Source organism: Streptococcus sp. VTCC 12905 (assembly GCF_049893385.1).
Taxonomy (GTDB): Bacteria; Bacillota; Bacilli; order Lactobacillales; family Streptococcaceae; genus Streptococcus; species Streptococcus suis_AA.
This window is the reverse complement of sequence record NZ_JBMVJC010000028.1, coordinates 12,607-30,059: the sequence shown is the minus strand read 5'-3', so window position 1 is coordinate 30,059 and position 17,453 is coordinate 12,607. Positions and strand designations below refer to the sequence as shown.

Sequence of the window (17,453 nt, the reverse complement as noted above, 5' to 3'; positions counted from 1 at the left end):
GAAGTGGAAAACGAGCAACTCCTAATTGGAACTGCTCGTTTTTTTATTGTGAGAAGCTAGTTTTTGCCCAGCCTCTTCTTTATCATTTGGCAATCCGTTCTTGATAGGCCTCTCTAGCTTGGTCAAAGAGTTCTTGGACCTGCTCGATAGTCTCTGCTCGGGCAACGGCGCCACGGATCTTGGCAGCACCTGCTGAACCACGGAGGTAGTGTGGGGCAAGACCACGGAATTCACGTACGGCGATGGATTCGCCTTTTAGATTGGTCAATCGGTTCAGGTGGTCGAAGGCGACTTCGAGTTTATCTTCAAAGGAGAGGTCGGGTAGGACTTCTCCAGTTTCAAGATAGTGGTTGATTTGGTTGAAGATATAAGGATTGCCCATGGCAGTCCGTCCGACCATGACGGCATCGGCCCCGACTTCTTCAATTCGCTGACGGGCATCTTCTACATTGCGGATGTCGCCGTTTGCGATGAAAGGAATCTTAGTCAGGCTACCAGCCACCTTGGTGAGGGTTTCCAGGTCAACGGTTCCTGTGTACATCTGCTCGCGGGTCCGTCCGTGCATGGCCAGGGCAGACACACCGGCACTTTCTGCAGCCAAGGCATTTTCGACCGCTAGGTCGGTATTGTTCCAACCCGTCCGCATTTTAACAGTCAAGGGAATATCGAGGACTGAGGTCACTTCCTTGATGATGTGGTAAATCTTGTCGGGGTCCTTGAGCCACTTGGCACCAGCTTCGTTTCTAACGACTTTGTTGACAGGGCAGCCCATGTTAATATCTACGATATTAGCCTTGGTGTTGGTTTGGATGAAGTCGGCAGCCCGTTTCAGTCCTTCGGCATCGCCGCCGAAAAGCTGGATGGACATAGGGTATTCGTTGTCGTCAATATGGAGCATATGAAGGGTCTTCTCGTTGTTGTAGAGAAGGCCTTTTTCGGAAATCATTTCCATAACGACCAGGCCTGCGCCCATTTCCTTGGCAATGGTGCGGAAGGCCGAGTTGGTCACGCCAGCCATCGGGGCCAGCACGCAGCGATTGGGGATTTCCACATCACCAATCATGAAAGGGGTATTAAGATTAGCCATTGATGAGTTCCTCCAAATCGTTTTCGTCAAAGTGGTAATGGGTCTGGCAGAATTGACAGGTGATGTCCACGCCCTTGTCTTCTTCCTTCATCTCTTGCAGGTCTGCTTTTGGCAAGCTGGCTAGAGCATCGAGGAAGCGGTCCTTAGAGCAGTCGCAGACAAAACCGATTTCTTCTTCTGACAGTCGTTTGAAGTCGTCGTCGCCATAAATAGCGGATAGCAGAGCTTCTATATGGTTTTCAGAAGCCAGCAAACTCGAAATGGCAGGCATTTCTTGGATGCGTTTCTCGAAACGGGCAATTTCAGCCTCAGTTGCACCTGGTAAAACTTGTAACAAGAATCCGCCAGCTACCTTGACCTTATCTTCTTCGTCCAACAAAACGTTCAGTCCCACCGCAGAAGGCGTCTGCTGGCTGTCTGTTAGGAAGTAGGCAAAGTCTTCACCGATTTCACCAGAAATCAAGGGTGTCATGGAGTTGTAGGGGTGGCCTGTTCCGTAGTCTGTGATGACTAGGAATTGTCCGTTCCCCACAAGAGGTCCAACGATGACTTCGCCAGTCGCTGTCCGTTTGTAATCCAAGTCTGGATTTTGAATGTAGCCCTTGACCTGACCTTTGGTATTGGCCACGGAGATAATGGCACCAACGGCTCCATTGGCCAAAATTTTCAGGGTGATTTTTGTATCGCCTTTTTCATTGGCAGCCAAAATTTGATTGGCAATGAGAGTGCGGCCCAGAGCAACGGTGGACGACGCCATAGTATGGTGTTTTTCTTGGGCTGTTTTCACGGTTTCTGTGCTATCTAGCACAAAGGCACGGAAATGCCCGCTTTTTGATAGTGTTTTAATAATTTTATCCATAACTTTAATTATAGCACAAGTAAAGAAAATGCGGAAAGGAGACGACCATAAGAAAAAACTGACCGTTTCAGCCAGTTTTTATTTAACGCATTAGAAAGAAAGTAAACTCTCTAACTTTTAATTTCGTGGGAATTGAGAGAAAAGTTCCTCTGGATTCATTTACTTATCAAGGCTTTTGACAATGGATCATTCAGTGTTAAATTTCCGCAAACAGTTTCCGTAGAACTTTTGGTGTGATACTTTGTCCTGGTCCTGCAAAGGTATAGGTGTGCAGGTACATAGCTGGGTTAAAGTTGAGTTCGATACAAGTGCAGTTCGGTTTTTCTTTGCTGTTTGCCTGATATATATCTGGGATAATCAAATCTACACCGCAAACCCAGGCCCCCATTGCGCGTGCCATGTCGGCAGCTAATTGCTTGTAAGATTCACCCATCTGGTCAGTCATATCGATTGAGTCACCACCCGTTGAGATATTAGAATTACCGCGTAGAAAGGCTTGAATGCCCTCGGGAAGTACTGTATCTGGAGTATAGCCCTGCTGTTCTAACATAAGTAGTTCAATTTCACCGAGATTGATGATTTCAAGTGGTGAACGATGGTCACGTCCTCTCAGAGGGTCTTGATTTTTTTGAGCGACCAATTCTCGGATAGTTGAATGCCCATCACCTATGACATTAGCTGCGACGCGGAGCAGGACAGCCTCACATTTTCCATCTAGTATGAAGAAACGGTATTCGGTACCGGCTATGAAGTCTTCTACCAGCACATGACTGTCTTCTGAAAAGGCAATGTCTAAGGCTTTTTCATAATCTACAAGACTAGCTGGTTCTTGGAAGATTGAGATTCCTAAGCCAAAGTTGGTGGATTTAGGCTTGACGACAATGGCAGAGCTGGAAATTTGTCCATAATAGCGCAGGGCATCTGTTTTATTTGCAAATTCTGCTCCCGCAGGAACTGGGAAACCAGCCTCTGCTAAAATTTTCTTAGTGACAACCTTGTTGGCCATGGCAAGAGGAACCACGTAGTTGTCTTTGGATGTCATATTGCCATTTTTGATGTATTCAATATGGTCATCATGCCAAAGTTTGAGAAATTGGTCTTCTTCATCCAAAATCTCCACATTCAAGCCCATCTGGATAGCATCGAAGAGAATCATCTGAGTAGAGAGTTCCATATTTTCATAGCCTTTGAGGGCGTAAGGGGCTGTCCAAGCATAGTCATGAAAGGCTTGTCCTTGTTGCTGGCCGAAATGTTCCAGAGATCCATCTTTAACCTGCTCTGCTATTTTTCCAGAAAGGGTTAGTCGCGGGTCTTGAAGAGCTGCCTCCACATGTGCAATGAGCTGCCTATAGTAGTCGTCCAGTCCAAAGTGCATGACTATAGCTTTCATGGCAATCAAGATTGATGTGGGATCAGCATCGCTAGGTAGAGGTGTATGGGGGTGGCTTAGGGCAATGAGGTTGTTCAGTCTATCTGCTTTTGTTAAAGCATTGTCTACGTCAGCTAGTTGGTCCAGCCAAAGGAGGGCTAAGAGGAAGAGATGAACGGTGTCGAGGGTTTCTTGACTAATAGCAAACGGGTCATAGGGGTTAAGGTCGAAGGTACGGAATTCCAGATAAGAAATCCCCTTGCTGAGAAAGTCGCGACTCGTTTTGGCCCCACGTAGTCGAACAGAGGAATAAAATTCTTTTTCGGCGGATAGTTGACCAGACTGGACAGCTTGTTCGATGTCAGCCACGTATTGTTCGAGAGAAGAGAAAGAAATATGAACGTCTTCGGCATTAACATAGCCATGTTTGGAGTTGCGAATGGAACGAACGCAACCGACTTTCTCGGATAAAAATCCTTTTTCGGCTAAACTACTTGCTCCATATAAGTAAGTTAAGAGCCAGCGATAGTTGAGGAAGTTTTGTGCCAACTTGAGGTAGAGGTTATTTTTGAATGCGACAAAATCTGTTTCCTCGCTTAATTCAAAAAGTTGTTGGGTTAAGTCTTTTCCTAATTCAAAATTGTAATGAATACCTGACATAGACTGGAGGAGCTTACCATACCGTTCTCCTAAGCCGATGCGATACTGGTATTCGTAGTCACTTTCTAGTTGAGCAATTTGGATGTCGTCCTCTGAAATGACAGGTGGCATGGATAAGGGCCAAAGGTATTCGCTCTTATCCATTGATCGCATCGCTACGTCTGTAATCGCACCAAGGAATCGTCTCGCTTCCTTAGTGGAATGAGCAATGGGGGTAATCAATTCAATTTGTGACTCACTATAGTCAGTTTGAATATACGGATGAAAGCTACGTGAACCTAACTTTTCTGGGTGAGGTGTTTGAGCAACTTTGTGGTTTGCATTGATGCGTAAGGATTCTCGTTCAATACCGAAGGTGGCCTGAAGAATAGGGCTATTTGGGGATAATTTCTGTAACATATTCAGTCCTTCTTATTTCTGTTAAAGTCTTATTCCAATTTTATCTAGTTTGATAGACAAATACAAATTTCTGCTACGTTTTTTTGTGAAAATATCATTGAAAACAATTGAAAGTGATAAAAGATTTCGGGAATCCTTCATAAAAACTTCTTTAAAAATGTTTGGAGGTGTAATTTGTTCAGTATTTTTTTGTAAAAAAAGAATATTTGACTATAATGTTCGCAATAATTGAAAATAACGAAAATTCTTGAAAAAATGTTCGTTTTTTGATAAAATAATGTGTAAAACGAAACTTGCAGGTGAGATTCCTGCCAGAAGTAGAAGAAAGGCTGGACTGGTCAGCCAGTTCAGAAAAAGAGTGAGTATGACATCAGTAGTTGTTGTAGGAACCCAGTGGGGCGATGAAGGTAAGGGTAAAATCACAGACTTTTTATCTGCTAATGCTGAAGTAATTGCGCGTTATCAAGGTGGAGATAATGCTGGGCATACTATCGTTATCGACGGGACTAAATATAAATTGCACTTGATTCCATCAGGAATCTTCTTCCCAGAAAAGATTTCTGTTATCGGTAATGGTGTGGTTATCAATCCAAAATCATTGGTGAAGGAAATCAACTATCTCCATAATTCAGGTGTTACAACAGATAACTTGCGGATTTCAGACCGCGCACACGTTATCTTGCCATACCACATCAAATTGGATCAATTGCAAGAAGAATCAAAAGGCGAAAACAAGATTGGTACAACCAACAAAGGTATCGGTCCTGCGTACATGGACAAGGCTGCGCGTGTTGGTATCCGTATTGCAGATCTTTTGGATAAAGATATTTTCTCAGAGCGTTTGCGAGTAAACTTGGCAGAAAAGAATCGTCTATTTGAAAAAATGTACGAGTCAACACCAATCGAATTTGATGAAATCTTTGAAGAATACTATGCATATGGTCAAGAAATCAAGAAATATGTGACCGATACCTCTGTAATTTTGAATGATACTCTCGATCAAGGGAAACGTGTCTTGTTTGAAGGGGCGCAAGGGGTTATGTTGGACATTGACCAAGGTACCTACCCATTTGTAACTTCTTCAAACCCTGTTGCAGGTGGTGTGACAATCGGTAGTGGTGTCGGACCAAGCAAGATTGACAAGGTGGTTGGTGTATGTAAGGCCTACACTAGCCGTGTTGGTGATGGACCATTCCCAACTGAATTGAACAATGAAATCGGAGACCGCATCCGTGAAATCGGTAAAGAATACGGTACGACAACAGGTCGTCCTCGCCGTGTCGGTTGGTTTGACTCTGTTGTCATGCGCCATAGCCGTCGTGTATCAGGTATTACAAACTTATCACTCAATTCTATTGACGTTCTATCAGGCCTTGAAACAGTGAAAATCTGTGTGGCTTATGATTTGGATGGTGAGCGTATTGACCACTATCCTGCAAGTTTGGAGCAATTGAAACGTTGTAAACCAATTTATGAAGAGATGCCAGGTTGGTCCGAAGACATCACAGGTGTACGTAGCTTGGATGAATTGCCAGAAGCGGCTCGCAACTATGTTCGTCGCATCAGCGAATTGGTAGGGGTTCGTATCTCAACTTTCTCAGTAGGTCCTGGCCGTGAACAGACTAACATTCTTGAGAGTGTATGGAGTGCAAAATAGTGTATGAAGACTGAACGAATGTTCGGTCTTTTTTGGCCAAGTCTAATTTTGCTTTATTGTTTAGAATTTGGTATAATCAAGCTTATCAAACAAAAAATGAGGTAAACAAATGGAAGGTTTATTTTTGCCACTTGTCATGGTTGCCATGATAGGCTTTATGTTCTATTCGCAACGTAAACAACAAAAACAACGCCAAGAAGCATTGAACCAAATCAAAAAAGGTGATGAAATTGTGACAATTGGTGGTTTATATGGTATTGTCGACGAAATAGATGACAAAAAGGTTGTTCTTGATATCGATGGTATCTATTTAACATTTGAGCGTGGTGCGATTCGTAATCGTGTCGCTAGTTCTAACACATCAACTGCTGTAGTTGAAGAAGTTGCAGTTGAAACGAAAGAAGCAACCCCAGAATCTGCTATTGAAGAATAAGGATGAGAAACCGAGGGAAACCTTGGTTTTCTCTTGTTTTAGACTTGCCTGATTTTTGCTATCCTAGCAAAAAATATGGTATAATGAAACGATTATATAATGAAGGAAAATAGCATGTTTACGTTTAAGTTTAAAAAGAAAGAAAGCATTGAGACGGCAATAGAAGTTCCAAAGCATATTGCGGTCATTATGGATGGTAATGGTCGTTGGGCGAAAAAGCGGATGCAACCCCGTATTATGGGGCACAAAGCAGGTATGGATGCCCTACAAAAAGTTACTAAGACTGCTTCTGACTTGGGTGTTCGAGTATTGACAGTGTATGCATTTTCTACAGAAAATTGGTCTAGACCAGAAAAAGAAGTAAAGTTTATAATGAACCTTCCTGTGGAATTTTATGATAAGTATGTTCCTGAACTCCATGCCAATAATGTCAAAATTCAGATGATTGGTGACTATTCCAAACTACCTCAAGCCACCCTTAATGCTCTCTATAAGGCTGAGCAAAAAACGAAGAATAATACTGGATTAATTCTCAACTTCGCTTTGAACTACGGTGGTCGTGATGAGGTGACTCGAGCAGTTAAGGCCATAGCGCAAGATGTCTTGGATGCCAAGTTTAATCCTGGAGATATTGACGAGAAATTAATTGCGGACTACCTCTATACAGGGACCTTATCACCAGCGCTACGCGATCCCGATCTAGTTATCCGTACAAGTGGCGAACTCCGTCTCAGCAATTTTCTGCCTTGGCAATCAGCATATAGTGAGTTGTATTTTACAGATGTTGCTTGGCCTGATTTTGATGGAGATGCCCTCAAATTAGCGATTAAAGAGTATAACCGACGTCATAGACGATTTGGTGGTGTATAGGGAGAAGTTATGACAAATGATTTACAGAAACGAGTGATATTTGGTGCAATTGCTTTAGCTATTTTCACTCCCTTCTTGCTAGCTGGAGGCATGGCCTTTCAATTTTTTGTCGGTTTATTAGCAATGATTGCGACAGCTGAGCTGATTAAGATGCGTCGTCTAGCGCCGAATTCAATTGAAGGTGTTTTAGCCATGTTGGCAAGTCTAGTACTGACGCTTCCGTTACAGAATTATCTAACATTCTTGCCGACAGATGGGAACTATACAGCATATGCGATTGTAGTCTTCCTTCTTCTTGGGGCTACAGTTTTCAATATTGGTCGATACAATTATTCAGACGTAGTCTTTCCAATTGCATCAAGCTTCTATGTAGGAATTGGCTTCCATAGCTTGGTATTGGCTCGAATGGATGGTCTAGATAAGGTATTTTTTGCCCTCTGTTTGGTTTGGGCTACGGATATAGGCGCTTACATGATTGGACGCCGGTTTGGACGCAGAAAACTATTACCAAAGGTTTCACCGAATAAAACAGTTGAAGGCTTTGTAGGTGGTATTCTTTCTGCGGTGGTAGTTGCTATCATTTTCTTGATTGTCGATAAGTCTTTGTTGGCTGGTTATTCCTTCGGCATGATGTTGTTGCTAGTTGTGATTTTCTCGATATTCTCACAATTTGGAGATTTAGTTGAAAGTGCTATTAAACGCCATTTTGGTGTAAAGGATTCTGGAAAAATTATTCCAGGACATGGTGGTATATTGGATCGCTTCGATGGTATGATTTTTGTCTTTCCGATAATGCACTTTTTTGGCCTATTTTAAGGAGGTCCTATGAAGGGAATTTTAGCATTTATTTTTATTTTTGGTGTCATTGTAGTCGTCCATGAATTTGGTCACTTCTACTTTGCTAAGAAAGCAGGAATCCTTGTAAGGGAATTTGCGATTGGGATGGGGCCAAAGATTTTCGCTCATACAGGTAAGGATGGGACGCTTTACACGATTCGTATTCTTCCTCTTGGTGGTTATGTTCGAATGGCCGGTTGGGGTGAGGATAAGACAGAGATTAAGACAGGGACTCCTGCCAGCCTCAGCTTGAATGAAGCTGGTGTTGTGACGCGGATAAATTTAAGTGGAAAACAGCTAGATAACCTTAGCTTACCGATGAATGTGACTAGTTTTGATTTCGAAGAAAAATTAGAAATCACAGGCTTGGTCTTGGAAGAAAGCAAGACTTATAAAGTTGATCACGATGCAACGATTGTCGAGGAAGATGGCACTGAAGTTCGAATTGCTCCACTGGATGTTCAATACCAAAATGCGACAGTCTGGGGGCGCTTGATCACCAACTTTGCTGGGCCGATGAATAACTTCATTTTGGGCATCTTAGTTTTTATTTTTTTGATGTTCATGCAAGGTGGGGTCCCCGATTCGTCAAGCAATGCAGTTACTATTACTGATGGTGGTGCCTTACAAGCAGCTGGACTTGTGACTGGTGATAAAATTTTATCTGTCAATGGTGATGCAACAGACAGTTACATAGAAGTCGCGACGATCATTAGCAAGGCGGCGGAAGATGCAACAACTGCTCCAAGCTTTGATTTGGTTGTGGAACATGATGGAGCAACCAAAAATGTGACCGTTACTGCGGAGAAAGTGGACGGAACCTATCGAATTGGGATTTCACCAATCTTGAAGACGGGCTTCATTGATAAAATAGTCGGTGGTTTCCAAGAAGCAGGCGCGACGGCACTCTTGATTGTAACAGCTTTGAAAAATCTTATTGCAAACTTTGATGTGAAACAATTGGGTGGTCCTGTAGCCATCTATAAAGTTAGTGCCCAAGCTGCTGAATTTGGTTTGGCATCTGTATTGGGGCTAATGGCCATGCTTTCCATTAACCTTGGAATATTTAATTTGATTCCAATTCCAGCCTTAGATGGTGGTAAAATTGTGATGAATATTCTGGAAGCAATACGTAGAAAACCATTAAAGCCAGAAACAGAATCTTATATTACCCTAGCGGGTGTGGCCGTAATGGTAGTTCTTATGATAGTAGTCACATGGAATGACATTATACGTGTTTTCTTCTAGAATAAATTGAAATTAATATAAGGAATTGAATGCGTGCTACGCAGGATGTTCTGAAAAATACGAAAAAGAAAGGAACAGAGAGTTTCAGATTTGAACTCGAGCGTCAGCGAGGGTTTTGAAAAAATAATTCTTTGTCTTCCAATCAAGTAACTACGAAAGGAATTGAATGCGTGCTAAAAACTTTACGAAAAAGATAAACCTGCCTTGTGCCAAAGGCACTGCGTTAGGTTTCCTATTTTCGTTTCGTTTTCTTAACGCACTTATATCTTAAATTATGAAACAGTCTAAATTGATTATCCCTACTTTGCGGGAGATGCCTTCGGATGCGTCGGTGATTAGCCACGCTTTGATGTTGCGTGCGGGCTATGTTCGTCAGATTTCTGCTGGTATTTACAGCTATTTGCCATTGGCAAACCGTGTGATTGAAAAAATGAAAAAAATCATGCGTGAGGAGTTTGACAAAATTGATGCTATTGAATTTTTAGCGCCAGCGCTTTTGTCAGCAGATATCTGGCGTGAGTCAGGTCGTTATGAAACATATGGCGATGACTTATACAAACTCAAAAACCGCGAAGGTTCTGATTTTATCTTGGGACCAACCCACGAAGAAACGGTGACCCTTTTAGCGCGTGATGCAGTTCAATCTTATAAGCAGTTGCCGCTTAATATCTATCAAATCCAACCAAAATACCGCGACGAAAAACGTCCTCGTAATGGTCTCCTCCGTGGTCGCGAGTTCATCATGAAAGATGGCTACAGCTTCCATGCTAGCTATGAGAGTCTGGACAAGACCTACGATGACTACAAGGCGGCTTACGAGGCAATCTTCACTCGTGCAGGCTTGGAGTTTAAGGCCATTATCGGTGATGGTGGTGCAATGGGTGGTAAGGATAGTCAAGAATTTATGGCTATCACCCCAGACCGTACCAATCTAAATCGCTGGGTTGTCTTGGATAAATCGGTTGCTTCTTTTGAGGAAATCCCAGAGGATGTCCTTGAAGCGATTAAAGCAGAACTCTTGGCTTGGTCTATATCTGGTGAAGATACCATCGCTTACTCAAGCGAATCTGGCTACGCTGCCAACTTAGAGATGGCAACGAGTGAGTACAAACCACGGACAGCTGTGGTTGCTGAAGAGACATTAGTAAAAGTTGCTACACCAGATGCAAAAACAATTGATGAAGTGGCCGCCTTCTTGAATGTTCCGGAAGAGCAAACTATTAAAACCATGCTCTTTATGGCAGATGGGGAGCCTGTTGTTGCCCTACTTGTTGGCAACGACCAGGTCAATGATGTTAAATTGAAAAATTACCTTGGAGCAGATTTCTTTGATGTAGCAGGCCCAGCGGATGCTGAAAAAATCTTCGGTGCAGGTTTTGGTTCCCTTGGACCAGTTGGCTTGCCAGAAAACATCAAGATTATTGCAGACCGCAAGGTGCAAGATGTGAAAAATGCTGTTGTCGGTGCCAACGAAGACGGTTTCCATTACACAGGTGCAAATGCAGGGCGTGATTTCCAAGTGACTGAGTATGTGGATATTCGTGAAGTCAAGGAAGGCGAACCTTCTCCAGATGGACACGGTGTTCTCAACTTTGCCCGTGGTATCGAGATTGGTCACATCTTCAAACTCGGTACACGCTATTCAGACAGCATGAATGCCAACATCTTGGATGAGAATGGTCGTTCTATGCCGATTATCATGGGATGCTATGGAATTGGTGTTAGCCGACTCTTGTCAGCGGTTCTTGAACAACACGCTCGCCTCTTTGTTAATAAGACACCTAAAGGCGAATACCGTTACGCTTGGGGGATCAATTTCCCTAAAGAATTAGCACCGTTTGATGTGCATTTGATTCCAGTCAATGTCAAAGACGAAGTAGCTATGGAATTGACTCAGACTATCGAAGCAAGTTTGGTTGGTGCAGGATATGAAGTATTAACTGACGACCGTAATGAGCGTGTCGGCGTGAAGTTCTCTGATAGTGACTTGATTGGCTTGCCAATCCGTGTGACAGTTGGTAAGAAAGCAGCGGATGGTATTGTCGAAGTGAAAATCAAGGGCACAGGTGATACTGTAGAAGTTCATGTAGATCAACTCCTTGAAATTCTTCAAATTCTTACTAAAGAAAATGAATAAACAGAAAAAGACTTGGTTGATGATAGCCAAGTCTTTGTTGATATAATCGGTTATCCCACGACAACAAGAATATGCTGTTTCCACTTTTGAGGTTGTACAGAAGATTCTAGCTTCTGGTAGCTTTTCCATGGTTTTAATCAGCTTGTACAATAAATTCTTCACAGAACATGACAAAAAGGAATTGCCGTCAATACTTTGGCAAGTAACGGCTGTTTCTTTAGTTAAAATTAAATAGTCACGGTCCTTTTAACGGTTCTACTTTGGGTAGTTATTGACGCAACTGCCTTTTTTTATTTCTATGATAACAAGGAAGCTTGAAAAAGCAAGTTAAATGATGGTAGCCTGCCAGAAAGTCTCTCACTTAGTTCAAGAAAAATTCCTCCATTTATGGTAAAATGATTCTAACTAATTACAAAGGAAATGGTCATGTCAGATAAATTTCAGCTTTTGCTTCAACAAATCGGGATGCCTCTTGATGTACGACAATCAGGGGCTTTTTCGACTGCAAAGATTGAGAAAGTGGTCTTGCACAAGGTCAGTAAATTATGGGAGTTTACCTTCCGTTTTGAAAATCCCCTACCACTTTTAGAATATCAACTCTTTAAGGCTCATTTGAAAACAGAGTTTGAAAAACTAGGGAACAAGATTCAATTTTCTTTGGTAACAGATGCGGACAGTTTTGAGGCGGGTTTGGTGGAAGCCTATTATCCGGAGGCTTTTATGGAAGATTTGTGCCAGAGTTCTGGGTTCAAGGCACTGTTTCAGCCACTTGCTGTGACTTATCGAGACGGAGTTCTGTGGATAAAAGGACCAGAAACGATTGATACAGCTCATTTTCGCAAGAATCATTTGCCGAATTTAGTTGAACAATACAAGCGATTTGGTTTTGGGAATCTTACTGTAGATATTAAAGTCTGCCAAGAAATGACGCAACAACAGGCAGAGGATTTCCATGCACAAAATGAAGAAATTTACCAGCAGGCTAATGAGGAAAATTTAGCAGCCCTGGAACAACTATCTCAAATGGCTCCACCACCAGAGGCAGATCAGCCATTTGTCCCAGAATATAAGAAAAACCGTCCTGCTAAAGTCAATATTGAGAAAGCGGATATTACTCCGATGATTGAGGTGAACAGTGAAGAAAATCGTATTGTCTTTGAAGGGTTAGTTTTTGATGTTGAGCAGAAAACCACGAGGACGGGACGAGTCATTATCAATTTCAAGATGACCGACTATACATCTTCTTTTACCATGCAGAAGTGGGCTAAAAATGAAGAAGAGGCTCAAAAATTTGATATGGTAAAAAAAGGTAACTGGTTAAGGGTTCGTGGAAACGTGGAGACCAATAATTTCACGCGTGATTTGACCATGAATGTACAGGAAGTTCAAGAGATCAAAAAAGAAATTCGTAAGGATTTGATGCCTGATGATGAGAAACGTATTGAATTTCACGCCCATACCAATATGTCAACGATGGATGCCCTGCCAGCAGTTGAGGATTTAATCGCGCGTGCAGCAGCTTGGGGTCATAAGGCTGTGGCGATTACGGACCACGGAAATGTTCAGTCTTTCCCACATGGTTATCATGCTGCGCGAAAAGCCGGTATTAAAGCTCTCTTTGGAATGGAAGCTAATATCGTTGAGGATTCTGTTCCGATTGCCTACAATGTAGCAGATGTGGTGCTATCAGATGCCACTTATGTGGTTTTTGACGTGGAAACAACAGGTCTCTCTGCAGTCAATAATTCCCTGATTCAGATTGCGGCTTCTAAGATGCATAAAGGAAATATCGTTGCTGAATTTGATGAATTTATCGATCCAGGTCACCCGCTGAGTCAGTTTACGACTGAGTTGACAGGGATTACGGACGAACATGTGAGAGGCTCGAAACCACTTGAGCAAGTCTTACGTGAGTTTCAAGACTTCTGTCAGGGTTCGATTTTGGTTGCGCATAATGCTACTTTTGACGTCGGTTTTATGGATGTCAACTACGAGCGGGCTGGTCTTCCAACGATTAGTCAACCTGTGATTGATACCTTGGAGTTTGCTCGAAATCTTTATCCAGATTATAAGCGACATGGTTTGGGGGCTTTGACAAAGCGATTTGGGGTTGCCTTAGAACATCACCATATGGCGAACTACGATGCTGAGGCGACGGGGCGCTTGCTCTTCATCTTCCTAAAGGATGCCTTTGAAAAACATCAAATAGCGAATCTTAACCAACTCAATACCGAACTAATTGTAGAAGATTCTTATAAGAAGGCTCGTGTCAAACACGCCACTTTATATGTCATCAATCAAGTTGGTTTAAAAAACCTCTTCAAGCTCGTATCCCTGTCAAATACTAAATATTTTGCAGGTGTTCCTCGCATACCAAGAACAGTTCTGGATGCCCATCGCGAAGGACTAATACTAGGGACAGCTTGTCAAGAAGGTGAAGTGTTTGAAGAGCTTCTGTCCAAGGGAATGGATGATGCGGTAAAAAAGGCTACCTACTATGATTTTATCGAAGTTATGCCTCCAGCTCTTTATGAACCAATGATTGCCAAGGAACAGTTTAAGAATATTGTAGAGATTGAAGAAACTATCAAGCAGTTAATTGAGGTAGGGCGTAGGGCAGGACTGCCAGTTTTGGCGACGGGGAATGTTCACTATATAGATCCCGAGGAAGAAATCTATCGAGAAATTATTGTACGGGCTCTAGGGCAAGGGGCACCGATTAACTGGACCATTGGAAATGGGGAAAATGCCCAACCAGCTCCACTGCCTAAGGCTCACTTTAGAACGACTAGCGAGATGTTGGACGAGTTTGCTTTCTTGGGAGAAAGTTTAGCTCGTGAGATTGTCATTACCAATCCTAATGCGATGCTGAGTCGGTTTGAAGATGTAGAAGTCGTGAAGACGGATCTGTATACGCCTTATATTGAAAAGGCAGAAGAAACAGTCGCTGAATTAACCTATCAAAAAGCCTTTAAGATTTATGGTAATCCTTTGCCAGATATTATTGATTTGCGAATAGAAAAAGAGCTGTCTTCTATTCTTGGTAATGGGTTTGCAGTGATTTACCTAGCATCGCAGATGTTGGTACAACGATCGAATGAACGGGGCTACTTAGTTGGTTCTCGGGGATCGGTTGGTTCTAGTTTCGTAGCAACCATGATTGGGATTACAGAAGTAAATCCAATGCCTCCTCACTACGTCTGTCCAAATTGCCAGCACAGTGAATTTATTACAGACGGTTCCTATGGTTCAGGCTTTGATTTACCAGATAAGGTATGTATCAATTGTGGAACAAAGTATAGAAAAGATGGTCAGGATATTCCTTTCGAAACCTTCCTAGGTTTTGATGGAGATAAGGTTCCCGATATTGACTTGAATTTTTCTGGAGATGATCAACCATCTGCTCACTTAGACGTGCGTAAGATTTTTGGTGAGGAATATGCCTTCCGTGCGGGAACAGTTGGTACAGTAGCTGCTAAGACGGCCTATGGTTTTGTACGTGGGTATGAACGAGATTATGGAAAATTCTACCGGGATGTGGAAGTGGAGCGTTTAGCAGCAGGAGCAGCTGGTGTGAAACGAACAACGGGTCAGCACCCGGGAGGGATTGTTGTTATTCCTAATTATATGGACGTTCATGACTTTACCCCAGTACAATACCCGGCTGATGATATTACCGCAAGTTGGCAGACTACTCACTTTAACTTCCATGATATTGACGAAAACGTTCTTAAGCTCGATGTTCTCGGACACGATGATCCGACGATGATTCGGAAGTTGCAGGACTTGTCAGGCATTGATCCACAGACGATTCCCGCAGATGATAAAGGGGTAATGGCCCTTTTCTCAGGAACAGAAATTTTAGGTGTTACCCCTGAACAGATTGGGACATCGACTGGTATGTTAGGAATTCCGGAATTTGGGACCAATTTTGTTCGAGGGATGGTTGAAGAAACCCATCCAACAACTTTTTCGGAATTACTTCAGTTATCTGGTCTATCACATGGTACAGATGTGTGGTTGGGCAATGCGCAAGACTTAATCAAATCCGGGATTGCTGACCTATCTACGGTTATCGGTTGTCGGGATGACATCATGGTGTACCTCATGCATGCTGGTTTGCCACCGAAAATGGCCTTTAACATCATGGAACGGGTACGGAAAGGGATGTGGCTCAAGATTTCAGAGGAAGAGCGAAATGGTTACATCCAAGCCATGAAGGACAACAAGGTACCTGATTGGTACATTGAATCATGTGGTAAAATCAAGTACATGTTCCCTAAAGCCCATGCGGCTGCTTACGTTATGATGGCCTTACGAGTTGCTTACTTCAAGGTTCATTATCCGCTATATTATTATTGTGCATATTTCTCCATTCGTGCGAAAGCCTTTGATTTGGCGACCATGTCAGGTGGATTGGATAAAGTCAAGTCCAAGATGGAAGAGATTGCCCTCAAAAAGAAGAACAACGAAGCTTCAAACGTTGAACAGGATCTTTATACCACGCTTGAATTGGTCAATGAAATGCTGGAACGTGGTTTCAAGTTTGGTAAATTAGATTTATACAAATCTCATGCTACAGAGTTCTTGATTGAGGGAGATACCCTTATCCCTCCATTTGTTGCCATGGATGGTCTGGGTGAAAACGTTGCTAAGCAGATCGTTGCAGCGCGTGCTGAAGGAGAATTTCTCTCCAAGACTGAACTCCGAAAACGTGGAGGATTGTCAGGTACGCTTGTTGAAAAAATGGATGAAATGGGAATCCTGGGTAAAATGCCAGAGGACAACCAGTTGAGTTTATTTGATGATTTGTTTTAATAAGGAAGGTCACTGTTTCTCGTTATTTTGAGAGACAGTGATTTTTTACAAAAAAAGAAGCCAAAACTCTTGATTATTTTTTTGAATAGGTGTATAATCACCACATAGTGATAAAAATTACTAGATAGTAATAAACAGAAAAGAGGAAATCTATGTCAAATTTTGCAAAACTTCAAGAAACTCGTCGTACTATTTATGCACTCGGTAAAGAATTGCCAGTATCAAATGAAGAAGTAGTAGCTCTCGTTGAGAAAGCTATGAAAGAATCACCATCAGCTTTCAACTCACAATCAAGTCGCGCAGTAGTACTTTTTGGTGCTGAATCAGAAGCTTTCTGGAACGAAATTGCTTACAGTGAATTGGAAAAAGTAACACCAGCTGAAGCATTTGAAGGCACTAAAGGCCGCTTGGCTAGCTTTGCTGCAGGTGCAGGTACTATCTTGTTCTTCGAAGACCAAGACGTAGTTAAAGGCTTGCAAGAAAGCTTCCCACTCTATGCAGAAAACTTCCCAATCTGGTCTGAACAAGCTCACGGTATCAACTTGTACGCGGTGTGGTTGGCATTTGCTGAGAAAAATATCGGTATGAACGTTCAACACTACAACCCATTGGTAGATGCACAAGTTGCTGAAAAATACGGTATCCCAGCTAACTGGAAACTTCGTGCACAAGCTCCATTCGGTAGCATCGCAGCTCCAGCAGGGGAAAAAGATTACATGGCGGATAGTGACCGTGTAAAGGTTTTTGGTAACCAATAAAGTTTACAGTTTGCTTTATTACGTTGTTAACTCGCCTTGCCTAACTCCAGTTATGTCTGCGGCTCGTTGACACGAACTCCGTTCGCTTCATCTCCAGCCTTCAACTATCTCCCAGATAGTTGAAGCTAGTACTAAATGCAAACTGAAAACTTTATGCTTAGAAAATTGGAAATATCCCTTGTCAGCTTGTCTAGTTGAGTGTAAAGCTTTAGTGAATATGACACAACCTTCCCACTAACTTCCTGTTTTGCAGGAAGTTTTTTTATCTGTCCTTTACCAAAATATGATACAATAATCTAGTATAATAACCTAAGGAGATGA

11 protein-coding genes are annotated in these 17,453 nt (G+C 42.5%); 8 read left to right on the top strand and 3 right to left on the bottom strand.

Features of this window, described 5'->3' with window-relative positions; all coding sequences use genetic code 11:
- Positions 1–82: 82 nt before the first annotated feature.
- The 3 genes from dusB to gshAB form a co-directional block, all read right to left on the bottom strand.
- A complete protein-coding gene (gene dusB, locus ACPC58_RS09285; protein ID WP_172036533.1) occupies positions 83–1,087 on the bottom strand; it encodes a tRNA dihydrouridine synthase DusB in 1,005 nt (334 codons plus the stop codon).
- On the bottom strand, positions 1,080–1,946 hold the full coding sequence (gene hslO / locus ACPC58_RS09280) for an Hsp33 family molecular chaperone HslO (RefSeq protein WP_174846568.1): 867 nt from the start codon (positions 1,944–1,946) through the stop codon (positions 1,080–1,082). The genes dusB and hslO overlap by 8 nt, the downstream gene beginning before the upstream one ends.
- A 196-nt stretch (positions 1,947–2,142) precedes the next feature.
- Positions 2,143–4,374, bottom strand: a complete 2,232-nt coding sequence (gene gshAB / locus ACPC58_RS09275) for a bifunctional glutamate--cysteine ligase GshA/glutathione synthetase GshB (RefSeq protein ID WP_434065856.1) — start codon at positions 4,372–4,374, stop codon at positions 2,143–2,145.
- A gap of 364 nt (positions 4,375–4,738) precedes the next feature.
- On the opposite strand from gshAB, the gene ACPC58_RS09270 reads away from it, so the two are divergent.
- From ACPC58_RS09270 to ACPC58_RS09235, 8 genes are all read left to right on the top strand, one after another.
- The gene (locus tag ACPC58_RS09270; protein WP_274504488.1) at positions 4,739–6,031 is read left to right on the top strand and encodes an adenylosuccinate synthase; all 1,293 of its coding nucleotides are present in this window, start codon (positions 4,739–4,741) and stop codon (positions 6,029–6,031) included.
- A gap of 109 nt (positions 6,032–6,140) precedes the next feature.
- Entirely contained in the window at positions 6,141–6,464 is a 324-nt protein-coding gene (gene yajC, locus ACPC58_RS09265) for a preprotein translocase subunit YajC (RefSeq protein ID WP_024396366.1), read from the top strand.
- Positions 6,465–6,578: 114 nt separating this feature from the next.
- A complete protein-coding gene (locus ACPC58_RS09260) occupies positions 6,579–7,334 on the top strand; it encodes an isoprenyl transferase (protein WP_434065855.1) in 756 nt (251 codons plus the stop codon).
- Between the two features lie 9 nt (positions 7,335–7,343).
- Entirely contained in the window at positions 7,344–8,150 is an 807-nt protein-coding gene (locus tag ACPC58_RS09255) for a phosphatidate cytidylyltransferase (RefSeq protein ID WP_434065854.1), read from the top strand.
- 9 nt (positions 8,151–8,159) lie between these two features.
- Entirely contained in the window at positions 8,160–9,419 is a 1,260-nt protein-coding gene (gene rseP, locus ACPC58_RS09250) for an RIP metalloprotease RseP (RefSeq protein WP_434065853.1), read from the top strand.
- 274 nt (positions 9,420–9,693) lie between these two features.
- Positions 9,694–11,556 carry a proline--tRNA ligase gene (locus ACPC58_RS09245; RefSeq protein ID WP_434065852.1) on the top strand — a complete coding sequence of 621 codons (1,863 nt, stop codon included), beginning with the start codon at positions 9,694–9,696 and terminating at the stop codon, positions 11,554–11,556.
- Positions 11,557–11,982: 426 nt separating this feature from the next.
- Positions 11,983–16,374, top strand: coding sequence for a PolC-type DNA polymerase III (locus tag ACPC58_RS09240; RefSeq protein ID WP_434065851.1), 4,392 nt, complete (start codon positions 11,983–11,985; stop codon positions 16,372–16,374).
- 152 nt (positions 16,375–16,526) lie between these two features.
- The gene (locus ACPC58_RS09235) at positions 16,527–17,132 is read left to right on the top strand and encodes a nitroreductase family protein (RefSeq protein ID WP_274504495.1); all 606 of its coding nucleotides are present in this window, start codon (positions 16,527–16,529) and stop codon (positions 17,130–17,132) included.
- The last annotated feature ends 321 nt before the right edge of the window (positions 17,133–17,453 follow it).